This is a genomic window from Mycetocola sp. 2940 (assembly GCF_040548835.1).
In the GTDB taxonomy this organism is placed as follows: domain Bacteria; phylum Actinomycetota; class Actinomycetes; order Actinomycetales; family Microbacteriaceae; genus Mycetocola_A.
In genome coordinates, this window is the sequence record NZ_JBEPSK010000008.1 from 98,454 (window position 1) to 124,461 (window position 26,008).

Annotated in this window: 21 protein-coding genes; 14 read left to right on the forward strand and 7 right to left on the reverse strand. The window is 66.0% G+C overall.

Annotated elements, in window-relative coordinates; all coding sequences use genetic code 11:
• Positions 1 to 253: 253 nt before the first annotated feature.
• The 8 genes from ABIE24_RS12465 (at position 254) to ABIE24_RS12500 (ending at position 11,484) form a co-directional block, all read left to right on the forward strand.
• Complete coding sequence (locus ABIE24_RS12465; RefSeq protein WP_354500127.1) at positions 254 to 2,290, forward strand: hydantoinase/oxoprolinase family protein; 2,037 nt, start codon at positions 254 to 256, stop codon at positions 2,288 to 2,290.
• Entirely contained in the window at positions 2,287 to 4,239 is a 1,953-nt protein-coding gene (locus tag ABIE24_RS12470; RefSeq protein ID WP_354500129.1) for a hydantoinase B/oxoprolinase family protein, read from the forward strand. The genes ABIE24_RS12465 and ABIE24_RS12470 overlap by 4 nt, the downstream gene beginning before the upstream one ends.
• On the forward strand, positions 4,236 to 5,810 hold the full coding sequence (locus ABIE24_RS12475) for an FAD-binding oxidoreductase (RefSeq protein WP_354500131.1): 1,575 nt from the start codon (positions 4,236 to 4,238) through the stop codon (positions 5,808 to 5,810). Before ABIE24_RS12470 ends, ABIE24_RS12475 begins: the two co-directional genes overlap by 4 nt.
• On the forward strand, positions 5,807 to 6,127 hold the full coding sequence (locus ABIE24_RS12480) for a putative quinol monooxygenase (protein ID WP_354500133.1): 321 nt from the start codon (positions 5,807 to 5,809) through the stop codon (positions 6,125 to 6,127). Before ABIE24_RS12475 ends, ABIE24_RS12480 begins: the two co-directional genes overlap by 4 nt.
• Positions 6,128 to 6,404: 277 nt before the next feature.
• A complete protein-coding gene (locus ABIE24_RS12485; protein WP_354500135.1) occupies positions 6,405 to 7,577 on the forward strand; it encodes a substrate-binding domain-containing protein in 1,173 nt (390 codons plus the stop codon).
• Between the two features lie 58 nt (positions 7,578 to 7,635).
• Entirely contained in the window at positions 7,636 to 8,844 is a 1,209-nt protein-coding gene (locus tag ABIE24_RS12490; protein WP_354500137.1) for a substrate-binding domain-containing protein, read from the forward strand.
• Positions 8,845 to 8,848: 4 nt separating this feature from the next.
• Entirely contained in the window at positions 8,849 to 10,384 is a 1,536-nt protein-coding gene (locus ABIE24_RS12495) for a sugar ABC transporter ATP-binding protein (RefSeq protein WP_354500139.1), read from the forward strand.
• Complete coding sequence (locus ABIE24_RS12500; protein WP_354500141.1) at positions 10,381 to 11,484, forward strand: ABC transporter permease; 1,104 nt, start codon at positions 10,381 to 10,383, stop codon at positions 11,482 to 11,484. Before ABIE24_RS12495 ends, ABIE24_RS12500 begins: the two co-directional genes overlap by 4 nt.
• A gap of 57 nt (positions 11,485 to 11,541) precedes the next feature.
• On the opposite strand, the gene ABIE24_RS12505 is transcribed toward ABIE24_RS12500, so the two are convergent.
• Positions 11,542 to 12,411, reverse strand: coding sequence for an NAD(P)-dependent oxidoreductase (locus ABIE24_RS12505; RefSeq protein ID WP_354500143.1), 870 nt, complete (start codon positions 12,409 to 12,411; stop codon positions 11,542 to 11,544).
• A complete protein-coding gene (locus ABIE24_RS12510) occupies positions 12,408 to 13,790 on the reverse strand; it encodes a M24 family metallopeptidase (RefSeq protein ID WP_354500145.1) in 1,383 nt (460 codons plus the stop codon). Before ABIE24_RS12510 ends, ABIE24_RS12505 begins: the two co-directional genes overlap by 4 nt.
• 165 nt (positions 13,791 to 13,955) lie before the next feature.
• Between ABIE24_RS12510 and ABIE24_RS12515 the strand changes: the two genes are divergently transcribed.
• A complete protein-coding gene (locus ABIE24_RS12515; protein ID WP_354500147.1) occupies positions 13,956 to 14,591 on the forward strand; it encodes a cupin domain-containing protein in 636 nt (211 codons plus the stop codon).
• On the opposite strand, the gene ABIE24_RS12520 is transcribed toward ABIE24_RS12515, so the two are convergent.
• Both ABIE24_RS12520 and ABIE24_RS12525 read right to left on the reverse strand, forming a co-directional pair.
• Entirely contained in the window at positions 14,588 to 15,655 is a 1,068-nt protein-coding gene (locus tag ABIE24_RS12520; RefSeq protein WP_354500168.1) for a zinc-dependent alcohol dehydrogenase, read from the reverse strand. The genes ABIE24_RS12515 and ABIE24_RS12520 overlap by 4 nt on opposite strands.
• A gap of 5 nt (positions 15,656 to 15,660) precedes the next feature.
• On the reverse strand, positions 15,661 to 15,972 hold the full coding sequence (locus ABIE24_RS12525; protein ID WP_354500149.1) for a Dabb family protein: 312 nt from the start codon (positions 15,970 to 15,972) through the stop codon (positions 15,661 to 15,663).
• Between the two features lie 135 nt (positions 15,973 to 16,107).
• On the opposite strand from ABIE24_RS12525, the gene ABIE24_RS12530 reads away from it, so the two are divergent.
• The 3 genes from ABIE24_RS12530 to ABIE24_RS12540 are packed head-to-tail and all read left to right on the forward strand — an operon-like array spanning position 16,108 to position 19,254.
• A complete protein-coding gene (locus ABIE24_RS12530; protein WP_354500151.1) occupies positions 16,108 to 17,136 on the forward strand; it encodes a ketopantoate reductase family protein in 1,029 nt (342 codons plus the stop codon).
• The gene (locus ABIE24_RS12535) at positions 17,133 to 18,197 is read left to right on the forward strand and encodes a DMT family transporter (protein ID WP_354500152.1); all 1,065 of its coding nucleotides are present in this window, start codon (positions 17,133 to 17,135) and stop codon (positions 18,195 to 18,197) included. Before ABIE24_RS12530 ends, ABIE24_RS12535 begins: the two co-directional genes overlap by 4 nt.
• Positions 18,157 to 19,254: a zinc-binding dehydrogenase gene (locus tag ABIE24_RS12540; protein ID WP_354500154.1), complete on the forward strand. Its 1,098-nt coding sequence runs from the start codon at positions 18,157 to 18,159 to the stop codon at positions 19,252 to 19,254. The genes ABIE24_RS12535 and ABIE24_RS12540 overlap by 41 nt, the downstream gene beginning before the upstream one ends.
• A gap of 19 nt (positions 19,255 to 19,273) precedes the next feature.
• Here ABIE24_RS12540 and ABIE24_RS12545 read toward each other — a convergent pair whose 3' ends face one another.
• Positions 19,274 to 19,969, reverse strand: a complete 696-nt coding sequence (locus tag ABIE24_RS12545; protein ID WP_354500156.1) for a cupin domain-containing protein — start codon at positions 19,967 to 19,969, stop codon at positions 19,274 to 19,276.
• Positions 19,970 to 20,094: 125 nt separating this feature from the next.
• Positions 20,095 to 20,622, reverse strand: a complete 528-nt coding sequence (locus ABIE24_RS12550) for a VOC family protein (protein ID WP_354500158.1) — start codon at positions 20,620 to 20,622, stop codon at positions 20,095 to 20,097.
• Positions 20,623 to 20,811: 189 nt separating this feature from the next.
• Between ABIE24_RS12550 and ABIE24_RS12555 the strand changes: the two genes are divergently transcribed.
• Positions 20,812 to 22,998, forward strand: a complete 2,187-nt coding sequence (locus ABIE24_RS12555; protein WP_354500159.1) for an alpha-ketoacid dehydrogenase subunit alpha/beta — start codon at positions 20,812 to 20,814, stop codon at positions 22,996 to 22,998.
• A complete protein-coding gene (locus ABIE24_RS12560; protein ID WP_354500161.1) occupies positions 22,998 to 24,347 on the forward strand; it encodes a dihydrolipoamide acetyltransferase family protein in 1,350 nt (449 codons plus the stop codon). Before ABIE24_RS12555 ends, ABIE24_RS12560 begins: the two co-directional genes overlap by 1 nt.
• Positions 24,348 to 24,432: 85 nt before the next feature.
• On the opposite strand, the gene ABIE24_RS12565 is transcribed toward ABIE24_RS12560, so the two are convergent.
• Positions 24,433 to 25,122 (reverse strand): winged helix-turn-helix domain-containing protein, encoded by a 690-nt coding sequence (locus ABIE24_RS12565; protein WP_354500162.1) that lies wholly within the window; start codon positions 25,120 to 25,122, stop codon positions 24,433 to 24,435.
• Between the last annotated feature and the right edge of the window lie 886 nt (positions 25,123 to 26,008).

Below are 26,008 nucleotides of genomic sequence, written 5' to 3' on the forward strand. Positions count from 1 at the left end.
AGAGATCGATCGTGCATACCTTCCCACGGCCGCAATCACAGCGGCTCTACGTCGACCGAGAAGCGGTCCAGGATGCCCAGTGCCCCGAATGCAAGGGCAGCACCATCAGGGCCTACCGCGTGCTGAGCGAGGGCGGCTGGTGGCACGTCACCAAGTGTCAGGACTGCCTGAACTCGCTCGAGCGCTCTCCAGCGTCCCCGCTCGGGTCGTTCGTGCCGCTCGGATCAACGGTCTAGGCGAGAGAGGTACAGCTGTGATCGGAGTAGATGTCGGCGGGACGTTCACGGACGTCGTGGCCATCAGGAACGGACAAGTCGAGGTCACCAAGGTGCCGAGTAGCCGGGTCGATCCGGCCGGCTCCGTCATCGAGGGGGCGCGCCGACTCGGTGTCGAGGGTAGCGCCGTGTTCAATCACGCGAGCACGATGGGTCTCAATGCCGTCCTCGAGCGGAGGCTGCCCAAGGTCGCCTTCCTCACGACGGAAGGATTCCGTGACGTTCTCGACCGCGGTTCGGTGCACCGTCCTCTGGACGCGCAGACCGACCCCGCCTGGCGTCGCACCTTCGGGGACGCCGCAAAACCGCTGGTTCCCCGTTATCTCCGGCGCGGGATCGTCGAGCGAAAGACCGCTGAGGGCGGAACGCTCATCCCGCTCGACGAGGCCCAGGCCCGCCACGAACTCGGCATTCTGGGACGTTGCGGCGTCGAGGGAGTCGCCATCTGCCTCATCAACGCGTATGTGGATGACGAACATGAGCTGCGTCTGCGCGAATTGGTGCGGGAGGTGCTCGGGAACGAGGTCCAAGTGTCCATCTCGTCGGCCACCTCCCCGCTCGCGAAGGAGTACGAGCGCGCCTCGACAACGGTCATCGATGTGATCATGAAGCTGCTCTTCACCGGCTACGCGACGGAGATCAACTCCGACCTCGTCGGCCTCGGTTTCACTGGTCAGCTCAATTTCGCCGACTGCGCCGCCAACCTGCTCCCGTGGGAGGAGGCGCTCGAAAGACCGTTCCGCATCCTCTTCGCCGGTCCCGCGGCCGGGACCGTGTCGAGCGGGCACCTCGGTGCCGCGATCGGACGGCCGAACCTGCTGTGCGCCGACGTCGGCGGCACCTCGACCGATGTGTCCATCATCGTGGGTGGCGCTCCCTTCGTGCAGAACACCTTCGAAATCGAGCACGACCTCATCATCAACGCCCTGTCGACCGAGGTCTCGAGCGTCGGAGCCGGTGGTGGGAGTCTCGTCACCGTCGCCTCGTCCGGCGGAATCCTGGTCGGACCAGGCAGTGCCGGCGCGGAGCCCGGCCCGGCCTGCTACGGGCGAGGCGGCACGCAACCCACCGTCACCGACGCGGCGCTGCTGATCGGCATCCTCGATGGCGAAGGATTCGCCGGCGGGGCGATCGCACTCGACCGGGGCGCCGCCGAGCGCGCCTTCGAGTCGCTCGACAGTCCGGTGTCGTTCGACGAACGAGTGCGCACCGCATACCGCCTGGCGGCGGCCCACATGGCCGAGGAAATCCTCAACGTTGCCGTCCGCCACGGCGTCGACATCCGCGACTTCAGCCTGATGGCTTACGGGGCGGCCGGCGGGATGCTCCTGCCATCCGTGCTCGACTTGCTCCCGCTCAGGGAGATCATCATTCCGCCCCACCCGGGGCTGTTCTCCGCACTGGGGCTGCTCTCCGCCGATCAGGTGTACTACGAGTCGGAGAGCGCCTACGTCGTCTTCAGCGGGACATCCGCAGCCGAGATCGACGCCGTTTACTCCGTCATGGAGGAGCGGTTGCGCGAACGCCTCGGCGAGGCAGCGAACGGCCTGCCCGTGAGACGCAGCTTCGACGGCCGTCTCGTCGGACAGAGCTGGGAAACGCCGTTCGTCCAGATCCCGGATGGCCCGATCACCTCGGAGAGCATGACGCAGGTAGTCGAGACGTTCCACGACGCTTACGAACTGCGCAACGGCAACCGCTTCGACTCCTTCCCGGTTGAGGGCGTCACTTACCGCGTCGAGCTGGTGGTGCCGGCCGAGAAGGTCGCATACACCCCGGCCGGTCAGGTCGAGGCGTTCGCCGCGGTGCCCGAAGGCACGCTTACCCTGCGATACCTCTTCGACGAGCCAGTCAGCGCCGAATGGTTTCACCGCAAGAACCTCTCGCCCGGTGCCACGGTCGCCGGGCCCGCGGTCATCCGCGAAGAACTCAGCACCACCTTCGTCGCGAGCGGCCAGCTGGCCAGGGTCGGCCTGTGCGGAGAGATTCTCATCACCTCAGGGAGCGAAGAATGAGCACAACCGAGATCGCCGCACCGCGCCGCCGCCTGATCCGAGACCTCGACGACGGTGCCTTCCGCGACCTGTACGACTGCGACCGGTACACGGCGACGGTGCTGGGCAACCGCTTTGACTATCTCGTCGAGCACATGAGCGCGCGGCTCCTCACGGGGGCGTTCTCCCCGGTGTTGCGCGACTTCTACGACCTTGCGTGCACCTTGGCGGGGCCGCCGGCACTGGGGTACCCCGTGCCGGCGGCGAGCAACGGGATCGTTCTCATGGCGGGCACCACCATCGACGCCGTTCCCAACATGGTGGGCGAGTTCGGCATCCAGCGGCTGCACCCCGGTGACGTGCTCATCGCCAACGACCCGTATCGAACCGGCAACCACAACAACGACCTGGTATTCACACGGCCCGTGTTCGTTGGCGGGGAGATAGCAGCCTTCGTCACCCTCAACGCCCACCAGCTCGACATGGGCGGGACGGTGCCTGGGGGGTTCAGCGCGACCAAGCAGAACGTGTTCGAGAACGGCCTGGTGCTCTCGCCGCGTCTGCTCGTCAGTCAGGGCGAGAACGTGCGCGAGACCTGGAACGTCATCTTCGACAATGTGCGCATGGCCGAGGTCCTGTACCCGGACATGAAGACTGTCTGCTCGAGCCTCGAACTGGGCGAAAGTCTCGTTCTGGAATCGATCGATCGCTACGGTTTGGCCGCGTTCCATGGGGCGATGCGCTACGCGACGGATGCGGCGGCGGAGCGCATGGCGCAAGGCATGGCCGAGCTTCCGGACGGTGATTGGGAGGCCGAGCACGGAGTTGATTGCGACGGCATCGACGACACGGAGACCTACCCCGTGCACGTCGCCATCCGCAAACGCGGCGACCGCATTGAGGTCGACTTCTCGGGCACGCACCGCCAGGCTCGCACCTCGATCAACGCGACGGTCTGGGAGGTGAAGACCGCGATCGGTGTCGCACTCAAGTACAACTTCGACCCGCGCGGGCGCTTCAACTCAGGGTTGTTCCGCAACATTGACATCGTCATCCCTGAAGGCTCCGTCGTCTCGGCGCTTCCGCCCGACGGTGCGGTCTTCCTGTACTTCGAACAGAGCCAGGTCATCCTCGCCACGGTGCTCATGGCGCTGGAGAAGGCGATGGGGGAGCGTGCGATCGCGGGCGACCGCGCCGGCACCAACCTCCATACGGCCTTCGGCGCCTGGTCTGACGGGCGGCCGTGGGTCTCCGCCATGCAGTGCGGCGGAGAGATCGGACCGTTCGGCGCCAACCGCCACGGCGACGCCGACACACAGTGCATGTCGTACCTCGCCAACGGTGTCGCGCCCTCGGTCGAGGCGGTCGAGAAGGACAGCCCCGTCGTCATGCTTCGGCACGAACCGGTGCCTGACTCAGCGGGACCTGGCTTCCATCGCGGCGGAAACGCCATGCTGCGCGACACCCTGTGGTTGACGGACGCCGCACACTCCATCATCGAACTGCGGCACAAGTCTGTGACGGGCTTCGGCGTCTACGGCGGCGGCTCGGGAATCAACGGTGGCGTGTGGATCTTCCCGCCCGGCGACGACGGTGCACCTGTCATTCCCACGACGGACCGCTCGTCGTTCGCGAGCGGAACCGCGTGGGCCGGTGTCATCGATCCAGAGAGCAATGCCCCCTCCTCAGACGGCGTCTACCGCTACCCGTTCGCGAATTCCAACGTCAGCGCCGAGCAGTCCGTGCTTCGCTACATCACGAATGGCGCGGGCGGCTGGGGCAACGCCCTTGACCGCGACCCGGATCGGGTGCGTATCGACGTGCGCGACGAGTACGTGACCATCGAGGGCGCTGCTCGCCTGTACGGCGTCGTCGTGACAGGTGACCCCCACGACGATCCGGAGGGCGTCGCGGTCGACATCGGGGCGACCCGGACGCTGCGGGAGCGCATGTCTCGAGGCGGACGGTGAGCGCGGGCGAGGACCGTCAGGAGGCCTTCCTCACGGCGGCGGCCACCCTGCTCGGTGCGGAGCACGTTTCGCTCGGTGATGATGTCGAGGATTACCTCGACGCCTACGCGCTGGGCGACGCGCGCAAATTTCTTCCCGCAGGAGCCGTCCGGCCCGCCGAAGTTCCCGAGGTGCAGGCGCTCGTGCGGCTGGCGAACGAACACGCGGTCGCGCTGTGGCCCATCGGCAGGGGCAAGAACCTCGGCTACGGGGGCCCTGCTCCGCGGCTTCCTGGCAGCGTCGTCATCGACCTGGGAAGAATGAACCGCGTGGTGACGGTCGACGACGAGACGGCGTACGCGATCGTCGAGCCCGGCGTGAGCTTCTTCGACCTTCATGAGGAGTTGCAGGTCCGCACGTCGCGTTTGTGGGCGTCGGTGCCCGACCTGGGCTGGGGCAGTGTCGTCGGCAATGCGCTCGAGCGAGGCTACGGCTACACCGCACACGGCGACCATCAGCAGTATGTGTGCGGGCTGGAGGTGGTGCTGCCGACCGGTGAGCTCATCCGCACCGGGATGGGCGCATTGCCGGGTTCCGAAGTGTGGGCACTGTACAAGGGCGGCTTCGGGCCTGGCTTTGAAGGTATGTTCATGCAGTCCAACCTCGGGATCGTCACCAAGATGGGCGTATGGCTCATGCCGCGACCCGAGCGGTTCTCTGCATGCCGGATAACAATCGACTCCGAGGCGGCGCTGCCTCAACTCGTCGACGCTATGCGTGAGCTCAAACTCGACGGCACGATCGACGGCGTCGTCAACGCGGCGAACGCTGTCGGCGTGGCGGCGGGGCAGTCGCCACGCGAGCGCTGGTACGCCGGCTCGGGCGTGGTGCCCGACGACGTTGTCGACACGATCGCGGGCGATCTCGGCATCGGCCGGTGGAACGTGAAATGCTCGCTCTACGGCTCCGAGGCCCTGCTCGACGTCAAGCTCGCACGACTGCGCGAGGTCGTCGGTCGGATCCCGGGCAGTCGCGTCGTGGAGAACCGCTACGACGGCGACACGGCCGCGGACGACATCCCACCCGGCGACCACTTCGCCGCCGGCATCCCCGGTATGCTGCTCGCCGGCGGTGTCCGATGGCGTGCCAACGGGCCATCGGGGGCGCACATCGGACTGTGCCCGCTCTCGCCGCTCACCGGGGAGCATGTGGTCGCGGCATCCCGGATCATGAGGGAGCACATCGAGGCTGCCGGCTTCGATTACATCGGCGGCTGGCTGGGCACCGCCCGGCACGCGGTCAACGTGCTCATGATCTTTTTCGACGCCGCAGATCCGGTCGAGTCGCAGAAGGTTGCGACGGCATTCACCGAACTCGTGGTGAAGCTCGCCGAGCACGGGTACGGGGAGTACCGTGCGCACATCGAGTTCATGGACCTGGTCGCGGCACAGTTCACCTACAACGACAGCTCGCTGCTCGAGTTCACGCGCAGGCTGAAGGGCGCGCTCGATCCCAACGGAATCCTGGCGCCCGGAAAACAGGGCGTCTGGCCGAGCCATGCTCCCACTCCCGTCCAGGGACCCGCTTCATGACCGACCCCGTGATCGTCATCGCAACCGCGACCCCGCTGCCGGGGAGGGCTGCTGAGATCGTCGACGCCCTCGGCCGTCTCATTCCTCGAGTGCACGCCGAACCGGGCTGTTTGCTGTACACGCTCAACCAGGCAGAGTCCGGTCAGCTCGTCTTCATCGAAAAGTGGGCGTCTCAGGCCGACGCTGACCGGCACGCGTCGTCGAGCGCGATCATGCCCGAGCTCATCGAGCAGGTACTGCCTCTCCTGGTCGGCCCACCTGTCGTGGTCGCACACAGTGCGCTGCCCATGGGGGAGGCAGTGAAGGGAACGCTGTGAGCGCCATGCCCGCCGTGGCGTGACAGCGCACAGTCGTGGCATCCTCTGCGCCTGCGAACACTCGGAGGAGCCGAGACCAGCAGAAAACCGCCCCAGCTGCGGACTGCTGTCGAGGAAAGGCGCGTTCAGCAGAACTGAACATTTTTTTGAAATGCCTCTCGCGAAATCCGGCGACATGTGTATGATTGCGTTATTGTCCGACAATCGGCGTCGGTGATCATGGCAACGAAGCCACCAGAAAGCGAGCACTCACATGCCACTACGCACGAAAAACGCTTTGACCACAGCCGCACTCTTCGCATCCATATCGCTTGTCGCGGCGGGCTGTGCGGCGGGCCCGGCAGCCTCCGGTGGGGGCGGCGACGGTGGTGGAGGAAGCGAAGAGGGAACGCTGACCTACCAGGCGGCTGACGGCACCTGCGACGTTGAACCCGCTGAGGGTGTCGATTACGACGCGGCTGACGCCATGATCAAATCCTTCCAGAAGCCGTCCACCGGCCTCATCCAGACCGAGCCGCTCCCCGAGCCTGCTGGGCCGGAGACCACCGTCGCCTTCCTGAACAATGACACCGCGGTAGCGGGCATCATGTATGCCTCGATGGAACTGGCCGCCGCTGCGGCCGGCGTCACGCTTGTGAACGTCAGCACCGGCACCGACGCGCAGAGCATCAACTCGGCGCTCAACTCGGTCGTCGAGCTCGACCCCGACGTCGTGATCTCGGTCGCCGTCGATGCGACCTTCTACCAGGACCAGCTGCAGCAGCTGAAGGACAACGACGTCGCAGTCGTCTACGCCTCCCAGCCGAACGCCGAGGATTTCGAGTTGGAGGACTCGCTCGGCGGCCTCAACGGATCGCTCGTCAACGGCAAGGTGCTCGCGGCCGGGGCGATCGCCTTCACCTGCGGAACGGGCGATGAGTTCGTGTTCTACAACATTCCCGAACTCGGGTTTTCCGCCATTCAGCTCACTGCCACCGAGGAATACCTTGCTGAACTGTGCGCTGACTGCACGCTGCGCGTCGTCGACATTTCGATCGCCGATCCCAGCCCGGCCGACAAGATCATGAGCGACCTTCAGTCGCACCCGGAGACCGACTACTTCGTCACCCCGGGCGACCAGTTCCAGATCGGTCTGGCAGACAAGGCCGAACTCGCCGGTCTGACCAACGCAAAGGGCTTCGGCCAGTCGTCGCTCCCGCCGAACATCCAGCAGCTCGCCGACGATCTGCAGTCCGCTGGGTTCGGGGTCGACCTCAACATGTTCATGTGGCTCCTGCTCGACGAGGGACTGCGCAAGGCGCAGGGCGTGTGGACGCCGTACTCCGACTGGGAGGAAGTGAACAAGTCGGTATCGCTCGTGCTCACCCCGACCAACGCATCCGAGTACGTCGACGGTTTCGTCGCGTATCCCGGTATGGAGGCCGACTTCAAGGCGCTGTGGGGCAAGTAGCCCCGGAACACCCCTGCCGCCGGCTCCACGGGGAGCCGGCGGCACACCATGACAGACAATGACGTTTCTGAAAGCGAGCAAGCACATGCAACGACGCATCACCAACACCCTGCGAGGCGCAGCGGTCTTCGCCTCCCTGGGTCTCCTCGCCACCGGCTGTTCTACGGCGGCCAGTGAAGGTTCCGAGGCTGGGGACGAAGCATCCCTCTCCTACATGGCCGACGACGGCACCTGCGAGTCGAGTCCCATCGACGGCATCGACTGGGATGCCGCTCACAAGTTCGTCGCCCCCTTCGACGAGCCGGCCACCGACGTCCTCGCGACTGAGCCGCTCGCCGAGCCGATATCTCCCGACACAACCTTCGCCTTTCTCAACAACGGCACCCCGATTGCCGGCATCTTCCGCGAGGGCCTCGAGCAGGCCGCCAACGCCGCCGGCGTCAAATTCATCAACGTCGACACCGGTACCGACGCACAGAGCATCAATGCGGCGATGAACTCCGTGGTCGAACTGGCCCCAGACGTGTTGCTCGACCAGTCGGTCGACGCGATGTTCTTCCAGGACCAGCTTGAGCAGCTGAAGGATAACGGAACAGTCATCGTCTACGGCGGCCAGCTCAACGCCGAGGAGTTCGGTCTCATCGATTCCCTCGGGGGTGCCGGCAGCGTCCAGGTCAACAGCGAGGTGCTCAGCGCGAGCGCGATCGACCTCACCTGCGGCACGGCGACGGAGTTCGTCTTCTACAGCGTTCCCGAACTGCCGTCGGCGACGCTGCAAACGGAAGCCATCGAGACCAGCCTCGCTGAGCTGTGTGCTGAGTGCACTCTGCGCGTGGTCGACATCTCGATCCTCGACCCGAGCCCGGCTGACAAGATCATCAGTGATCTGCAGGCGCACCCGGAGACGCAGTTCTTCATCAGCATGGCCGACCAGTTCCAGATCGGGCTCCACGAGAAGGCGGAACTTTCCGGAGTCGAGAACGCTCGCGGAATCGGTCAGTCGTCGCTTCCCACGAACTTCCAGCAGATCGCCGACGGGCAGCAGGTTGCCGGATACGCCGTCGACTTCGGATTGTTCATGTGGTTGCAGATCGATGAAGGTCTGCGCCGCGTTCAGGGCATGGACGTGCCATACCTGGGTGACTGGGAGAACGTGGCACAGACGATCTCGCACTCCATCACGATCCGCAACGCCGACGAATACCTCGGTGGCTACGTGGCCTACCCCGGCATGGAAGACGAATTCAAGCGGATGTGGGGCAAGTAGCACCATGACTATCGAGTCGCCGCCACGCCGCGAGGCGACGTCCCCGGGTTCGCCGCTCGTGACGATCGAGGGCATCGTCAAGGACTTCCCGGGCAATCGCGCCCTGGACGATGTCTCTCTTTCCGTCCACAGCGGCGAGGTCGTCGCCGTCGTCGGCCACAATGGCTCAGGCAAGTCGACACTGGTCAAGATCCTTGCGGGCGTGTACACATCCGACGGAGGAACGGTCGAACTGTCCGGTGACGACGGGCAGCAGACGGGGCTGCATATCATCCACCAGGACCTGGGCCTCGCCTCCGAGCTCAACGGGATCGAGAACCTCGGCATCGTCAAATATCACGGTGCCTCGGCCTTCGCCCCGTTCAAGCGCAAGCAGGAGCGTGAGCACGCCATCGAACTCATCAGCCGTTTCGGCGACCCGTTCGACGTCGAAGTGCCCATCGGCACACTCGCTCCGGCGCAGCGCTCGATCATCGCGATAGCCAGGGCCCTCGACGGCTGGGAGCATCCTCGAAACGTGCTGATCCTGGATGAACCAACCGAGGCTCTGCATGCGAGTGAGGTGCGCGTCCTGTTCGATGCGGTCAAGAAGCTCGCCGCGGAGGGCGCGGGGGTCATCTTCATCTCCCATCGTCTCGACGAGGTGCTGGAGATCGCAGACCGGGTGATCATCCTCCGCGACGGGAGGAAGGTCGCCGACGAACTGAGCTCCACACTCGACCATGACAAGCTCGTCTCGTACGTCACCGGTGTTCCCATCGGCGTGGCCGAAGTCGGCAGCTCCCGTCGTCCGCGCGGCGAGGTGGCGCTGCAGGTCGAGGGTCTCGTGGGCGGCGCCCTCGACGGCATCGACCTCACTCTCTATGCAGGAGAGGTGGTCGGCGTTGCCGGCGTGCTCGGATCGGGGCGCGAGGCACTGCCCGCGTGTCTGTTCGGCGCCACACCCGCCACGGCAACGGCTTTCACCCTTGATGGTAAGCGCTACGAGAACCGCGCCCCACGAGAGAGTATCCGCCGGGGCATGGCTTTCGTCCCTGGCGACCGGGCCAAGTTCGGATCGGTGCGCCCGCTCACCGCGCGGGAGAACGTCACACTGCCCGAGTTGAAGTCGCTCACGACGAGATTCGGCGCGCTCAACCTGACAGAGGAGCGCGCAGTCACGGCCGACCTCATCGACCGGTACGGCGTCAAGCCTCCCCGCGCGGAGCAGGTGTTCTCGCAGTTCAGCGGCGGCAACCAGCAGAAGCTCGTCTTCGCCAAGTGGCTGCGCAATCGGCCAACGGTGATCCTCCTCGAGGAGCCAACGCAGGGGGTCGACATCGGTGCGAAGCAGGCGTTGTACGACGCGATCGACGAAGCGGCATCCACCGGTGCGGCCGTGCTGGTCTGCTCGTCGGAAGCCAAGGAGCTGGTGCGCGTGTGCGACCGGGTGCTCGTGCTGAGGAATGGCCGAATCTCGGCCGAATTTTCTGGTGACCAGCTCACGGAAACGCGACTGGTCATGGAAGGCTACGGATTTGCGAATGAGGGAGAATTGTGAAAACGACTGAGGCAATACCGACGATCGCCGAAGGGCGCAAGCCCGCAGCCGGAGGGCCAGCGGCCACGGGTAGTCGCTGGTCGACCCTGCTGGGGTTCCGCAACATCAGTGCGATCTACATTTTTGTTCTGCTGTTCGCGATCTTCGCCATCGTCACCCCGCGCACCTTCCTGACGCCGGGAACCTGGCTCGTGCTGCTTGACGCGCAATCCATTACGGTGCTCGCGGCGATAGCGGTGCTCATCCCCCTGGTTACGGGTGTCTTCAACCTCGCCATCGGCGCGGAGGTCGGCTTCGCCGTCATCCTCGTCGCGGTTCTTCAAACGAAGCTCCAACTGCCGTATGAGATTGCGATTCCGCTCGCGATGGCGGTCGGCGGACTGATTGGCCTCATTTCCGGGCTCATCATCACCAAGGGAAAGATCGATTCGTTCATCGCGACCCTGGGTATGAGCTCGATTCTGCTCGCCGGGCTGTCTTTCCTTTCGGAGAACCGCCAGATCATTGGCTTGCAGGAGGGCTTCCGCCAGTTCGCCACAGGTGGGCTGCCGCTGTCACTGGACAACCCGAACTTCAAAATCACCAACCCGGTATTCATCATGCTGTTCGTCGCGTTCGTGGTCTGGTACGTGCTCGAGCGCACCCCGGTCGGGCGCAGGATGTACGCCGCGGGGTACAACGCTGACGGCGCGCGCCTGTCAGGCGTCAACGTGTCGCGACTGCAGGTTGCCTCCCTCATGGCCGGTGGCGTCATCGCCGCTCTCGCTGGCGTGCTGCTTGCTTCGCGCATCAACGCCGGCGACCCGACCGTGGGCCCTGGGCTGCTGCTGCCGGCGCTCACGGCCGTGTTCCTGGGATCGACCCAGTTCAAGGGCGGGCGCTTCAACATCTGGGGAACGGTCATCTCGGTGTACGTGCTCGCGGTCGGCATCAAGGGGCTGCAACTGCTCGGAGCGCAGAACTGGGTGAGCGACCTCTTCAACGGGGTCGCGCTGCTCGCCGCCGTGGGGCTGTCGCGCTGGGAGGGCAGCTCACAGCGCGGAAGCGCCATCCGCCGGGCTCTGCCCTTCGGCAAGAAGAAGGAACCGTCCGCTCGGTGAACCGGAATCGCCGCGCAGCTCGTGAAGAGCTGCGCGGCGATTTCGTGCGTGACGGCTTCAGCCCAGGTTGCGGCGTGTGACCTCCGCGATGGCGCTCCAGTCGTAATTCCGAAGCTCAGGGTCCGCCAGTGCGCGGTCGAAGACCGAGATCAGGGCCGGCATCGTCGCGGGCGTCACGCCGCCTGCCGCAGCAACTTCCTCGGCCAGTGCAAGATCCTTGCGACCCAGCGCGATGTGGAAGCCGGGAGGCGAGTACTCGCCCTTCGCGATCATCTGCCCGTAGCCCGTGTAGACCACCCCGCCGAAGAGCGTGCTGGAGAGGAGCTCGGCGAACTGCTCAGGGTCGACGCCCAGGCGCTCCGTCATGACGATCGACTCACCGAGTGCCTGCATGGCGTGGATGATGTTGTAGTTGACGGATGCCTTGACCGCGTTCGCGACGGACTGCCGCTCTCCGAGCCGCCAGGTGCGCTTGCCCATCGTGGCGAGATAGGGCTCCGCGGCGTCCACGGCCTGCCCTGGGCCGGCGGCGAGGATGTTCAGCTGGCCGGCCTGCGCCACCGCGGGCCGCCCCAGTACCGGGGCGGCGACATAGTCCACGCCTGCGCCGGCCATCCGCTCGGCGATGCGGTCGGCCAGCGACGGGCTGATCGAGGCCATTACGACGTGAAGCCTGCCGCTCGCCGCCGCGAGTGCCTCGGCGGTGAGCACGGCCTCGACGGCTTCGTCATTGGCGAGCATCGAGAACGACACCTCGGCCGCCAGGGCGTCCGCCGGGTCGTCGGCGCGCCGGGCGCCCGCAGCCACCGCGCGGTCAACCGCCTCCTGGGAGCGATTCCAGACGAGCACGTCGTGCCCGGCGTCGACGAGGCGTTGGGCCATCGCGGACCCCATCGAGCCCAGGCCGAGGAACCCGACCGTGGTCATGCTTCTCCGCGCCCCCACGTTGTGTTGAGGTGCGACTGGGAATCGCGCTTGAGGTCGAGGGGACCGTCGATTGTGAAGTAGCGCTTACCGGCGACGATGAGTTCCTCTGCCGGGAACTTCGTGATGACCTCACAGCCGGTGGCGGTCACGACGACCTCCTCTTCGATGCGGGCAGCGCCCCAACCATCGGCAGACGGCCAGTACGTCTCGAGGGCGAAGACCATGCCCTCCTCGATGAGTTCGGGGTGGTCGAACGAGGTCAGGCGGGAGAAGATCGGCTTCTCCCAGATCGACAGGCCGACGCCGTGGCCGTACTGGAGGGCGAAGGCGGCTTCCTCGTTGGCGAAGCCGAATTCCTCCGCCTTCGGCCAGACTGCCACGATGTCCGCCGTCGTCGCCCCAGGCTTGACGAGGGCGATCGCCCGGTCCATGTACTCGCGCGCGCGGGTGTACGCGTCGCGCTGGGCGGAGCTCGCCGAACCGACCGCGAAGGTGCGGTAGTAGCAGGTGCGGTAGCCGTTGTAGCTGTGCAGGATGTCGAAGAACGCAGGATCACCCGGACGGATGAGACGGTCGGAGAAGACGTGCGGGTGCGGGGAGCACCGCTCGCCGGAGATCGCGTTCACGCCTTCGACATACTCGGAACCGAGGTCGTACAGGGTCTTGGCGACGACGCCGACGGCCTCGTTCTCACGAACGCCCGGGCGCAGGAATTCATAGAGGTTCTCGTACGCGGCATCCACCATGCTTGCGGCCTGGGTCAGGAGCCGGATTTCGTCATAGGTCTTGATGCGACGGGCCTCCATGAACACCTGCTGGCCGTCGACGACCTCGATGCCTTCTTTCTGGAGGGCGAACAGAATCGGAAGCTCGATGACGTCGACACCGAGCGGCTGATTGGCCAGGCCGAACTTCTCCAGCTCGCGCTTGATCTTTCGGGCGAGCTCCTCCGCGATTCCGGCGTCAGGCGGAAACGCGCCGCGGAGTGTGGAAATGCCCGCCCGCGCCCCGCCCTCGAGGCGCGGGCGCCTCGCGCCCTCGTGCGGTGCATTCGGATCGGCGTCCATTTCCGCACTCGTCGTGTCGAGCCAGGGGTTGTACAGCTGGTGGTGTTTGGCGGCGGAGCCGAAGTCCCACACGATCGGGTCCGTGTTCCGGGTCAGCAAAGCGAACCGGATGAGCTTGTCCATGGCCCACGTGCCGATGTGCGTCGCACTCATGTACCGGATATTGGAGAAGTCGAAGGCAAGGACGGCGCCCAGATCCGACCGGTTGAGCTCTGCCTTGAGGCGGGCGAGACGCTCGTCCCGAAGCCGGTCGAAGTTGACCCGGTCCTCCCAGTCGACGGCGTTCGTTCCGGTCGTTCCCGTGCTCTTCATGCGGTCCTCCTGTGTCGCGACAGTTACTGCCGCAGTACACGGCGTAAAGTAATACTTAACAATACAGGGGGCTCGACCGCCCCCACAAGAAATCCGTCGGCGGCTATCAGCGTCGAGCGCAGGCCCACCACGCCGGCGCGCCGAGCGGAATCAGGTTGGAGAAGGATGCCAGAACAACTCGGTGCGCGCCTGCGTGAGGCACGAATGAAGCAGGGCCTGAGCCTCCGGAGCCTCGCGCAGTCGATCGGCGTGTCGGCGAGTCTCGTGTCCCAGGTCGAAGTGGGCAAAACCCAGCCGTCGGTGGCGACGCTCTTCGCTTTGGCGAGCCGACTCTCCGTCTCGTTCGACGAATTGCTCGGGATGTCCCGACCGGGCGACCCCGTGTCGAGCGGTGCCCCGTCCAGAGCGGACGCCGAACCGCCCGCACGCCAGAAGCCCGGCGTGATCCAGAGGGCGATCGACAACCCCGTCATCGAGATGGAAGACGGGGTTCGGTGGGAGCATCTCGCGGCCGGCCCCAACGACCCCGCTGACGCGATGCTGGTCACGTACCAGCCGGGCGCAACCAGTTCGGTCGAGGGCAAATTCATGAAGCACAGGGGAATCGAGTACGCGTACCTGCTGGAGGGCGAGCTCACCCTCCACCTGGGCGACGAAACCTACGTGCTTCACGGCGGTGACTCGATTCAATTCGATTCCGCGCTCGCCCACCTCTACTCGAACAGGGGCGACGCGGTCGTTCGAGGCGTCTGGTTCCTCGCCGGCCGCCGTCCGCAGGCCGACGGCGGCTCCCTGGCCTAACCTGCCTCTCGGGTGCGCTCGTGGCTGGCGCGTCGAGGCTCGCTGATCCAGGGGTCGACGAGTGTCTTGATCTGCGACCCATGCCCTTCGAGGAGCGGCCGGAGTGCCTGTTCGGCGACGAGATCGAGCGGGATGACGTCCCTCGCGATATCGGACCAGTCCGGACGGGTGCCCAGGAGGCGGACGGCTTCGGGAAAATCGTCGGCAAACACGTGAGCGACGGTGCCGACGATGGTGTACTCGTTGAGCGTCCACCGACCGAGGGGAAGCTCCGGTTCGCCCCTCTGGATGCCGACGGGAACAATCGTCGCGCCCGGCCGGGCGGCGTCGAGCACGGAACGAAGGCCGGCGCCGGAACCGCTCACCTCGAAGAAGACGTCGACATCCATTCCCAGTTCGTCGAGGCGCTCCGGGAGGGGGCCGGCGCCGGCGTTCAGCGTTGCCGTCGCTCCGAGCGCCCGTGCGAGTTCCAGCCGGTCGTCGTTGAGGTCGACGACCAGGACGCGTGCGCCCGTTGCCGCCGCCGCAACGGTGATGAAAGCCCCGATTCCGCCGGCGCCGATGATCACGGCGTCCTGGCCGGCGCTCAGGCCACTCCGACGCACGGCGTGCACGGCGATCGCCATGGGCTGCGTGAGACCGAGCGTGTCCATGGGGAGCCCGGATTCGGTGACGTCAAGCAGGATGCTCGCCGGAGCGGTGACGTAGCCCGCGAGACCGCCGTCATGGTGGAAGCCGATCGTCGTGTAGTTGCGGCAGAGATTGGTGCGCCCGCTCAGGCACGGCTTGCAGCTGCCGCAGGAGATGCCTGCACCACACACAACGGTCGCGCCGACCGGCGGCGAACTCACATCCGGCCCGACGGCGTCGACAACGCCGGCGAACTCGTGGCCCAGGGTCACGGGCGGCTGAGCGAGAACCAGGCCGCGGCCGAACTCGGTCGCGTCGCTTCCGCACACGCCGCAGACACCGACCCGGATACGCACTTCCCCGGGTCCAGGAGTCGGGATCGGAGTTTCGGTGACACTGAGCTGTCCGACGTCCTGCAGCACCGCCGAACGCATGGTGCTCACGCGAAGGAGCCCTGCGAGATCGGGAGCTGTGCAGCGGCGCGCTCGGCCATCATCCGACCGAGGAACTTCTCATACACGGCTTTGTGCTTCGGGTGGTCGAGGTAGGCGTCGAGGCCGGCCGCGTCATCGACGATCGCCGCGACACCGTAGTCAGCACCGGCGGGTCGCAGGTGAAGGTTGGATCCCGCCGCGTAGGAGCGGATCTCGGGGATCTCGGCGGCCATGGCCGAAAGCGCATCCGTCAGCTCGGCGACATCCGCCTCGGTGACGTCGTCTTTCCATTGGAATGTTGCGATGTGGAGGATCATGTGTGCCTGCTCTCTGAGGTGGAAGCGTCCAGCGACGGTTTACAGTACGTCGCGATCTGTCCAAAATAGCAGGCAAGTGAGAGGCCATGTACAGTAATGCTGGAATCTTCATCATGACAAGGGAGTACGGAGTCCATGGCCGACCCACGAATCGCAGTGCTCGGAGCCGGCGCCAACGGCGCATCGATCGGAGCCGACCTGACGGCGGCCGGGCTCGATGTGGCCCTGATCGAACAGTGGCCCGCCCACGTCGAGAAAATGCGTTCGGACGGGCTCGTCATCGCTGCGCCAGACGGTGAGATCCGGGTCCGTCCCCGAGCGCTCCACCTCTGCGAGGTCGCCGAACTGAAGCAGGAGTTCGACGTCGTTCTCATGCTGGTGAAGGCGTACGACTCCGCGTGGGCCGCCCAGCTGATTTCGCCATACCTGGCTGCCGACGGCCTCCTCGTCGGGGTGCAGAACGGCATGACCGCGCGCACCATCGAGTCGGCGGCCGGAGTCGACCGCACGATGGGAGCGGTGATCGAGTGCTCCGCCACCATGGACCAGCCCGGGGTGGTGCACCGTCACACCGGTGTGTCGCGATCCTGGTTCGCGGTGGGTGCGCTCGAGGGGGGACCGGTCGCGCGAGCAGGCGAGATTGCTTCGCTGCTGCGTCACTCCGGGACCGTCGAGCAGGTCGAGGACATCCAGGCGGCGAAATGGATGAAGCTCGTGAGCAACTGCACGCTCCTGGTCACATCCGCGATTCTCGGCCTGCCGATGCTCGATGCGCTGCACGCGCCCGGTTTCCGGGAGGTCATGGTCGCCGCGGGCAACGAGGCGCTCGCCGTCGGCTCCGCACTCGGACACCCGGTGCTGCCCATCTTCGGCCTCTCCGCGGAGGAGGTCGCGAACCGCAACGAGGTGGTCGACATCATGACCGACAAACTCTTCGCCGGGTTCGTCGTTCCGGGCGCAACGACGACCGTGCTGCAGGACTGGAAGAAGGGCCGGCACAGTGAAGTGGATGACATGAATGGCCATGTCGTGCAGCAGGGCGCTGCCATGGGGGTCGCCACTCCCGTCAACCGTGCCGTCGTGGACATCGCTCACCGCATCGAGCGCGGCGACGCCGACCCGGATCCCGTCCATCTGGCGGAGATGATTCGGGCTCTCGAGTGACGGGCTCGGGGGCGACACCGACACGCGGTTCGGCGCTGCCCGCGACCCTTGCCGCGCTGCTTGCGGGCGCCGGCGTCGCCGTGCAGACCTCCGTCAACGGCCACGCCAGCGTGGCCGTGGGCTCGCCGGTCCTCGCGACGGCGGTCAACCACGGCTCTGCGCTCGCCCTGTCGCTGATCGTCGCCCTTGCCATGGGCGCCCTCCCGCGTGCGTCCCGCTCGATGCGTCTTCGACGCTCGGAGTTGCGCTGGTGGTGGTTCCTGGGGGGACTGATGGGTTTCGTCGCCGTGCTGGCCATCATCACGGTGACGCCCACGGTCGGCGTCGTCGCTGTGGCGGTCGCCGTCACCCTGGGCCAGCTTCTCGGCTCGGTGATGGCTGACTCATGGAATCTGGGGCCGGGGGGCAGGCGCTCGCTCACCCCGTTGCGTGCGATCGGTCTTGCCATCGCTGTCGTGGCGGTCGTCGTCGGCGCGATGGGACGCTTCGACCTGGGGAACGCCGTCGTCATCCCCGTTGTCGTGGTCGCGGGCGTCATCATCGCCCTGCAGCAGGCGTGGAATGGTTGGCTCGTCGTCGTTTCGGGGGAGTTCGCGGCCATGTCGGTCCTGAATTTCGCAACGTCGGGTCTGTTCGTCGGCATTGCGCTTCTCATCTCCCACCTCGTCGACCCCATCGACTTCGCCGCCCTTCCGTTGTGGGCTCCCGTCGGTGGTGCGATCGGCGCCGTCATCGGCGTGGTGACTGCCGTGTCGGTCCGCACCGTGGGCGTTCTCACCGTGATGCTCTGTATTGCGGCCGGGCAGGCGGTTGCGGCGATCGTGCTCGACCTGGTCAACCCGGTCGATTCGCTCGGCCTCACCCCCACGTCCATCGCCGGCGCGGCCCTCGCCGTCCTGGCGGTCGCGCTCGCGGGAGTAGGAGCACTCTCTGCCGCGCGGCGGAGCAGGCCCATCTCACACCACACGACGCACCCGGTCGCGGTAGCGCGAGTGGCGTCATCCGATGAAGGAGAGAGCAATGCCGACCACGATCCGTGCGGCAGTAGCGCACCGCGGTGAGACCGAGTTCTCCGTAGAATCCCTTGACCTCCGCGATCCCGGTCCCCGGGATGTCGTCGTGGAGATGGCCGCCAGCGCGTTCTGCTACAGCGACTGGCTCGCCCTGCGTGGGGACACGGGGCTGCCCGCTCTTGACCTCTACCCGGTCGTGCTCGGGCACGCCGCAGTGGGCACGGTGGTCGCGCGCGGGTCGGAGGCGAAGCACCGGATCGGGCAGCGCGTGCTCGTCACGGCGACGCCCGAGTGCGGCACGTGTTTCTGGTGCAGGAGCGGCCGTATCGACCAGTGCGAGCAATTGTTCGTCGAGGCCCCGGTCATCGGGCACCTGGGCGACGGGCGCGAGGTACGGGCTCCGGGAGCCTCCGCCACCTACGCGGAACTGGCGGTCATCCGTGACATCCAGGTCTTCGCCACCGACAGTGACCTGCCTGACAGCTGGCTCGCCATGTTCGGCTGCGGCGTGATCTCCGGTATGGGCGCGGTGGTCAACGTGGCCCAGATCTCTCCTGGCAGCTCCGTGGTGGTCGTCGGCTGCGGACAGGTGGGCCTGTGGATGATCCAGGCCGCGCGGATGCTCGGGGCGGAGCGCATTCTCGCCGTGGAGCACCTCGCATCGCGCCGGGACCTGGCCGCACGGGTGGGGGCGACACACGTCCTCGACCCCGCGGCAGGCGATCTTCGCGACAGCGTGCTGTCGTTGACGCATGGTCGCGGTGCCGACTTCGGTTTCGATGCGGGCGGCTCGATCGACTCGGTGCGCCAGGCGTTCGAGCTCACCCGACTGGGAGGGGTAGTGACCGTGACGTCGTATGTGACCCGCGAGAGCCGGGTGGACTTCCCGCTCTTTGACCTCGCATTGCGAGGACGCGACGTGCGGAGCTCGCAGAGTGGACGCCTGGACATGAGTCGCGACATGGCGCGGTTCCTGCCGATGCTGGAATCGGGCCACATCGATGTTCCCGCCATGATCGGCGCCGTCCGTCCGCTCGAGAACATCGGGGACGCGCTGGCGGCCGCACGGGACCGTGCCGAGGTCACGCCGATCGTCACGCGATGACGGGGGGATGCCACGGAGTCTAGAGCGTGTCCATCGCCCGCAGGACGTCGACTGCTGAGCCGTATGGTGCTCCGGTGCGGAGCCCGGCCGGTGCGGAGGGATCGGCCGGCAGCGCAAGGTTTTGTTCGCGGCGCCCGACGACGAACCACACGCCGCGCGCGATCCGGTCGCTGCGATTCGAGTAGAGGTGCGGCCGGATGGAGTCGAAGTGCAGGGAGTCGCCCGGCTTGAGCACGAAGGTATCGAAGTCGAGTTGAAGTGTCAGCTCACCCTCGATCAGGTAGGCGTACTCGACCCCGGCGTGCCGCATCAGCTTGCCTTCGACGGAACTGGTTGCGCCGGGCTGATAGGTGACCAGGAGCGCGTCGGCGGGGCTCTCCGGTGAGGTGGCGAGGCGTTCCCACCTCACGCCGTTCTCCATTTCGAGCACGGGGTTGTCTGCGCCGCGTTGAATGATCGGAGCGGAGTCGGTGCGAGCAACCGGCGGGTTCTCCCGCCGCTGGACGCCGGACGGCATCCCCAGAACGTCATCGATGCTGATGCCGAGGTGGCTGACGAGCGCGTACAAGGTTGCGACAGACGGCTGGGTCTTGTTCGTTTCGACCTGTGAGATGAGACTCGCTGACACTCCCAGGGTCTGGGCGACACTGCGCAGGCTCAGCCCCTGGCTGAGCCTGGCTTCGCGTAGTCGGGCACCGATGTTGTCAGCGGTCATGCAGTCTCCCGGCACCTGGACAAGCAGTGCGTCATTTCAGTGCGGGCGCACATCGCCCGCGACACCGCGAGAATACTACGGTCTCGCCGCAGAGTCGAAAGGCGACGCGGGCCAGCGACGAACAGTTATCTTTCCGGGTGAGCGGGGTGCCAGAGCTGCACCGGGGCGTCAGCCTCGTACGCCTTGCCGCCCGGGTAGCTGACCAGCTCGAACTGCATGCCCCACGGGGAGAGGAAGTAGACCCAGCGCTGCCCCTTGCTCGCGTTGCTGCTGAAGGTGGGCTCGCCGAGGAACCGCACACCCTTGGACTGAAGGTAGGCGTGGGCGGCATCGAAGTCGTCCACATAGAAGGCAAGGTGATGTCCGCCGAGATCGCTGTTCCGGGGTTGTGGTCGCTGCTCGTCTGCCGCGTCGTACTCGAAGACTTCAAAGTTGGGGCCGAATCCGCACCGGTAGAACCGGAGTTCCCGCATCACCGTGCGCGGATGCACGTTCAGATGTTCCTGCATCCAGTCCGTGTCATCCGAGGAGAAGGGCCCCAGTGAGTACACCCGCTGGCATCCGATCACGTTGACGAAGAAGTTGTCGGCCTCGGCAAGATCGGGAACCGTGAACCCGATGTGTTCCGTGCCGCGGAGTCCTGGAATGGCCACTGTGCCCTCTTTCCTCGTGAAGTTGCGGAATCTTGTCTGATTGTATCCACTGGCCGCGAATTTGGGGGGTGGATACGCAAATGTGTTCCACTCCACTTGCAAATGTATCCAATGCCTGCCTAAGCTGGCGATTCACGGCACGCGCGCGAACACGTCGCATGACCGGCCCATCAAAGGAGAAAAGGGACCATGCCCGAATTCGAACGCCTGGATCCGGCGCAGCCGTGGGTGAAGCTCACCACCACCGCTGCGGACTGGAAGAATGCCGATCCGAAGTTGCTGGCCACCATGCTCGGGCAACTCCATCTCATTCGCGCTTTTGAGGAGTCGGTGCTCGAGCTGGCGAGCGAGGGCCTCGTGCACGGCCCCGCCCACTCGAGCATCGGGCAGGAAGGCGGAGCTGTCGGCTCCATCGTCGGAATGCGTTCCGCTGACGCCATCAACGGCTCCCACCGTGGGCACCACCAATTCCTCGCCAAGGCGATCACCCATGTCACGGGCGGTTCTCTGGACCTGGCCGCGCTCGTCACTCCCGAACTTCAGAACGTGCTGCAGCGCACTCTCGCCGAGATTCTCGGTCTGGCGCAGGGCTTCTGCCGGGGCAGAGGCGGGTCGATGCACCTCCAATGGTTCGAGGCGGGCGCGCTGGGCACCAATGCCATCGTCGGCGGCGGTGTCCCTCTCGCTGCGGGCAACGCCTGGGCTCAGAAGCACGCGGCGACGAGCGATTTCACCATGACGTACTTCGGCGACGGTGCCGTCAACATCGGTTCGGTCCTCGAAACGATGAACCTCGCCGCAGCGTGGAAACTTCCCGTCGGATTCTTCATCGAGAACAACCTCTACGCGGTGTCGACCCACGTCGGCGAGGCCACAGCGGAAACCCGGCTCTCCGCTCGCGGACTTGGCTTCGGCATTCCGTCGTGGCAGGTCGACGGCATGGATCCGCTCGCCGTGTACCTCGCGACCCAGCTGGCTGAGGACGTCATGCGCTCCGGTGGCGGCCCCGCGGTCATCGAGGCGGAGGTCTACCGCTTCTTCCACCAGAACGGACCGTACCCCGGCAGCGCATTCGGATACCGCAGCAAAGAGGAAGAGGCATCGTGGCGTGCGCGTGACCCGCTCACCCGCGTCGCCAACGAGATGCAGGCGCTCGGTCTCCTCGACGCCGACGAGGTCGACGCGGTACGTAAGCAGGCCCAGGAAGCGATGCGCGCTGCCACGTCCGAACTTCTCGAGGACGACCCGGATGCCGCAGGCAAACGCCGCATCATCGCGTCACTGTGGCCTGATTCGTCGTTCGTCGACGTCGGCCTGCGCGGCGACGCAAGCGAGCTGGAGGGCGCACGCGTGCTCGAGCCACTCGACTACGACGGCGAGGTGGAGTCGGTCCGGTTCGTCGACGCCGTCGCGAACGTGATGGGTCGGCGCATGGAAAACGACGACCGCATCGTCGTGCTGGGTGAAGACGTCCACCGGCTCTCGGGCGGGACCAACGGCGCGACCAAGGGACTGTCGGCGTCGTATCCCGACCGTGTGCTCGGCACGCCGATCAGCGAGAACGCCTTCGCCGGCCTCGGCGGCGGTCTCGCGCTCGACGGACGGTACCGGCCGGTCGTGGAGTTCATGTACCCGGACTTCCTCTGGGTCGCAGCCGACCAGGTGTTCAACCAGATCGGCAAAGCGAGGCACATGTTCGGCGGGGAGAACCCCGTGCCTCTCGTGCTCCGCACGAAGGTCGCCATGGGCTCCGGCTACGGGTCCCAACACCTCATGGATCCCGCCGGTATCTTCGCCACGAGCCCGGGATGGCGGATCGTCGCGCCCTCGACGGCAGCCGACTACATCGGCCTGATGAACACCGCACTTGAGCTCAAGGACCCGGTCCTCGTCATCGAGCACGTCGACCTCTACGGGCAGAAGCACGATGTTCCTGCCGGGGATCTCGACTATCAGTTGCCGTTCGGCAAGGCTGCCGTCAGGCGGGAGGGCTCGGATGTCACCGTCATCAGCTACCTCTCGATGGTGGGTCACTCGGTGGAGGCGGCCGAAGTCAGCGGCATCGACGCTGAGGTGATCGACCTTCGGTGGCTCGATCGCGCGTCGATCGACTGGGACACCATCGGCACCAGCATCAAGAAGACCAACAACGTGCTCATCGTCGAACAGGGCGCCCAGGGTACGTCGTATGGGGGATGGCTCGCCGATGAGATTCAGCGTCGGTTCTTCGACTGGCTCGACCAGCCGATCGAACGCGTCACGGGATCCGAAGCCAGCCCGAGTATCTCGAAAGTGCTGGAACGTGCGGCGATCGCCCGCACCGAAGAGGTCGTCGCCGGGCTTGAACGCGTCCGCGAAGGATGGGGTGGAAACTGATGGGTACCGTCATCCGCATGCCGGAGGTGCTCGCTGGAGCCACCGAGGCAGCACTGCAGACCTGGCTCGTTTCCGCCGGTGATGAGATCACTGTCGGTCAGCCGATCGCCGAGGTCGAGACCGAAAAAGCGGTCGTCGAATACGAAGCTGAGCAGGCCGGCGTTCTCGCCAGCATCCTCGTCGAAACGGGAGTGCAGGTCGCTGTCGGCACTCCGATCGCGGTTCTCGCCGGCCCCGGTGAGTCTGCCGAGCAGGCGCTGGCTGCGACCGGCTCCGAGATCGGCGCCCCGACGCCTGAGCCTGCCAGCGGACCCGCAGGCACGGTCGCCGCTCCGGAGAAGGACACCGTCCCCGCAGCGAAGGAGCCGTCCGCCACGGAGGCTCCCGGAGCCGCTCGTGCGGACTCGGCTCCACCAGCCGTTGATGCCGCGCCCGAGGTCAATCCCTCGGGTGATGCCGATTCGACGGCACGGCGCTTCATGAGCCCGTTGGTTCGTCGGCTCTCCGCAGAGCGTGGCCTCGATCTGTCTGCGGTGAAGGGCACTGGCCCAGGCGGGCGCATCGTCCGGCGCGACCTCGATGCGGCGCCGGTCCTGTCCGAGCGAGCTGCCTCACCGGTTGCTCCACCTGCCCCGGCAGCCGGTGCGCCGTCCGCCGCGGCAAGCTCCGGTCACACCGACGTCCCGCTCTCCGGAATGCGGCGTGCGATTGCTCGCCGTCTGGTGGAAAGCGTCACCACGATCCCGCACTTCTATCTGGTGGCGGAGTGCCGGGTCGACGAGTTGTTCGCGCTTCGTCAGAAGGTGAACGCCGTCGCGACGTCGCCGATTTCCGTCAACGATTTCGTCGTCAAAGCGACCGCAGCCGCCTTCGTCGATGTGCCGGAGGCGAATGCGATCTGGACCGACGGCGCGATCCGTCGGTTCGACGAGGTGAGCATCGCCGTCGCGGTTTCGGTCGACGACGGACTGGTCACCCCGGTGCTCAAAGCGGTGAACCGGACGGGTATCAGCGAGATCAGTGCCAGCATCCGTGAGCTTGCGGAGCGCGGTCGGGCGGGAAGATTGAAGCAGAACGAGCTCGAGGGCGGATCGTTCTCGGTCTCGAACCTCGGTATGTTCGGCACGGAGGAATTCTCCGCGATCATCAATCCTCCGCATTCCGGCATTCTCGCCGTGGGCGCTGCGAGCAAGCGACCGGTCGTCGACAGCGACGGCCAGCTCGCGGTAGCGACCGTCATGACGGTCACGATGTCGGCAGACCATCGCGTGCTCGACGGGGCGCTTGCCGCCAGGTGGCTCAGCGCCTTCAAGGCGCGGATTGAGAACCCGCTCAGCCTGCTGCTCTGAGCCTGTCACCGCGCCGACTGGCGGTCGCTCCGATGAGCGAGCGCCAGTCGACGCGGCTGAGGCTGAAACGTCGGTGTTCGCCTGTTCAGAACAGGTCGGGCGACGGGGTCGAGGAGTGGCGGATCGATACGTCGGCGTGGCGGTCGAAACGGTAGCCCACGCCGCGGACGGTTCGGACGATGTCTTCGTACCGCGCGAGCTTGGCGCGCAGGCGGCGCACGTGCACGTCGATGGTGCGTTCGTTCGGCACCTCGTCTTCGTCGCCGGCCTTCCACAGCGATGAGATGAGCTCGGTCCGGTCGATTGTGCGACCCTCGCGGAGGACGAGGTACTGCAGCAGCTCGAACTCCTTGTAGGTCAGGCCGACCGGCTCGTTGTCGAGCACGAGGCGCTTGCGCGAGATGTCGATGACGACGCCGGAGTGGGCGCGGTCGAGCTCTTCTTCCTCTTCGACCTGGCGGTGCTTGGCGAGTGCCGAGGGGTCCTGCAGCGCGAGCCGGACGACGTCGACGTCGCGTCCACCTGCGCCCTCGGGGGCGAGGGCGACGGCCGCGTAGGTTTCCGACTCAGGGGCCAGGTCTGCGGCCAGGGACTTCAGAGCCTGGACGATGGCGCCGAGGCTCGTGCCGGCTGCCGCGGCCTTCGCGTCATCGATCCCGACGTAGAGTACGAAGCCGCGTGCCTCGGTTCCTTCGGGAACGGCTCGAAGGCGGGGAGCGGATGCCGGCGCGGCGGCGCTGGACGGTGCGAACGAGGTTGCGTGGGTGAGGGACATGAGGGGAGGTTCCTTTGGATGATGTCGTTGCGTCGAACCGCGGCGCCGCGTCGAGCGGGTTCGGCGGATGCCGGTATCAAGCGGCGGTTCGGAATGTGGCCTGTGCGTGGCCGGATCAGATGCGGAGTGTGGCATCCGGGACGCGAGCGGCGACGAGGTAGGTCGACGGGCGCGTGGCGACGGGGTACGCGGTTAGCGACACATTCGACAACACATGACTGCGCTGCCGGCCACCATCATGCCGGCAGTTCCACGAGGCTCGAAGGAGCTCAGGGGGAAGGCTTTATCAGTCATGTCGAGAAGTTAACAGTACGGCGTCGAAGTGTGTCAAATCTTTGCACCGCGTGACGAAAAATCTCGGGATTTAGAAGATTCTGCGCAACAAACGGCACTCTATGAGGGATTCTCCACAGGGGTTCGAATCCTTGTCTGGCTTTCGAAGGACCTGCAGGGGCGCCGTGGGGGCGCTTTGCTTCTCGCGTCCGGGTGCCTTGCTCGGTCACAAATGGCTCGAGGGTCGTTGCTCGGCCACAAACGGCTGGAGTCTGCGACGGAACGCGACCGTTCTTGTCGGAGCAGGGCGGCCGGATGCCGGGGCGCACGTTCCGCAGGAGATCGTGCGCTTTGCAGGAGCAAATCGCGGAAAGCATCCTGATATCCGGGCGGTCTCCTGTGAAACGTGCGAGCCGGCGGCGGGAGAGAAGGTCAAAGGCGCGAGGTAAGGGTGGAGACTCCCTTGGGTTCAAGGGGTCAGCGCAACACTCTGATTTTTGGAGTGACGATGACTGTTTCTGTGTCCCGTGCTGTGCGTCGGGTGTTCTGGTCTGCGATCCGTGATGGTGCGACGACGCAGGATGCCGCGGCAGCGGCGGGCATGTCGTCGCAG

Excerpts from the sequence above, each read along its gene's own strand:
- ABIE24_RS12495 (WP_354500139.1), top strand. The coding sequence starts at position 8,849 with ATGACTATCGAGTCGCCGCCACGCCGCGAGGCGACGTCCCCGGGTTCG.
- ABIE24_RS12505 (WP_354500143.1), bottom strand. The coding sequence starts at position 12,411 with ATGACCACGGTCGGGTTCCTCGGCCTGGGCTCGATGGGGTCCGCGATG.
- ABIE24_RS12560 (WP_354500161.1), top strand. The coding sequence starts at position 22,998 with ATGGGTACCGTCATCCGCATGCCGGAGGTGCTCGCTGGAGCCACCGAG.
- ABIE24_RS12530 (WP_354500151.1), top strand. The coding sequence starts at position 16,108 with ATGGCCGACCCACGAATCGCAGTGCTCGGAGCCGGCGCCAACGGCGCA.
- ABIE24_RS12490 (WP_354500137.1), top strand. The coding sequence starts at position 7,636 with ATGACGTTTCTGAAAGCGAGCAAGCACATGCAACGACGCATCACCAAC.
- ABIE24_RS12520 (WP_354500168.1), bottom strand. The coding sequence starts at position 15,655 with ATGCGTTCGGCGGTGCTGCAGGACGTCGGACAGCTCAGTGTCACCGAA.
- ABIE24_RS12480 (WP_354500133.1), top strand. The coding sequence starts at position 5,807 with ATGACCGACCCCGTGATCGTCATCGCAACCGCGACCCCGCTGCCGGGG.
- ABIE24_RS12470 (WP_354500129.1), top strand. The coding sequence starts at position 2,287 with ATGAGCACAACCGAGATCGCCGCACCGCGCCGCCGCCTGATCCGAGAC.
- ABIE24_RS12545 (WP_354500156.1), bottom strand. The coding sequence starts at position 19,969 with ATGACCGCTGACAACATCGGTGCCCGACTACGCGAAGCCAGGCTCAGC.
- ABIE24_RS12515 (WP_354500147.1), top strand. The coding sequence starts at position 13,956 with ATGCCAGAACAACTCGGTGCGCGCCTGCGTGAGGCACGAATGAAGCAG.
- ABIE24_RS12510 (WP_354500145.1), bottom strand. The coding sequence starts at position 13,790 with ATGAAGAGCACGGGAACGACCGGAACGAACGCCGTCGACTGGGAGGAC.
- ABIE24_RS12525 (WP_354500149.1), bottom strand. The coding sequence starts at position 15,972 with ATGATCCTCCACATCGCAACATTCCAATGGAAAGACGACGTCACCGAG.
- ABIE24_RS12540 (WP_354500154.1), top strand. The coding sequence starts at position 18,157 with ATGCCGACCACGATCCGTGCGGCAGTAGCGCACCGCGGTGAGACCGAG.
- ABIE24_RS12565 (WP_354500162.1), bottom strand. The coding sequence starts at position 25,122 with ATGTCCCTCACCCACGCAACCTCGTTCGCACCGTCCAGCGCCGCCGCG.
- ABIE24_RS12555 (WP_354500159.1), top strand. The coding sequence starts at position 20,812 with ATGCCCGAATTCGAACGCCTGGATCCGGCGCAGCCGTGGGTGAAGCTC.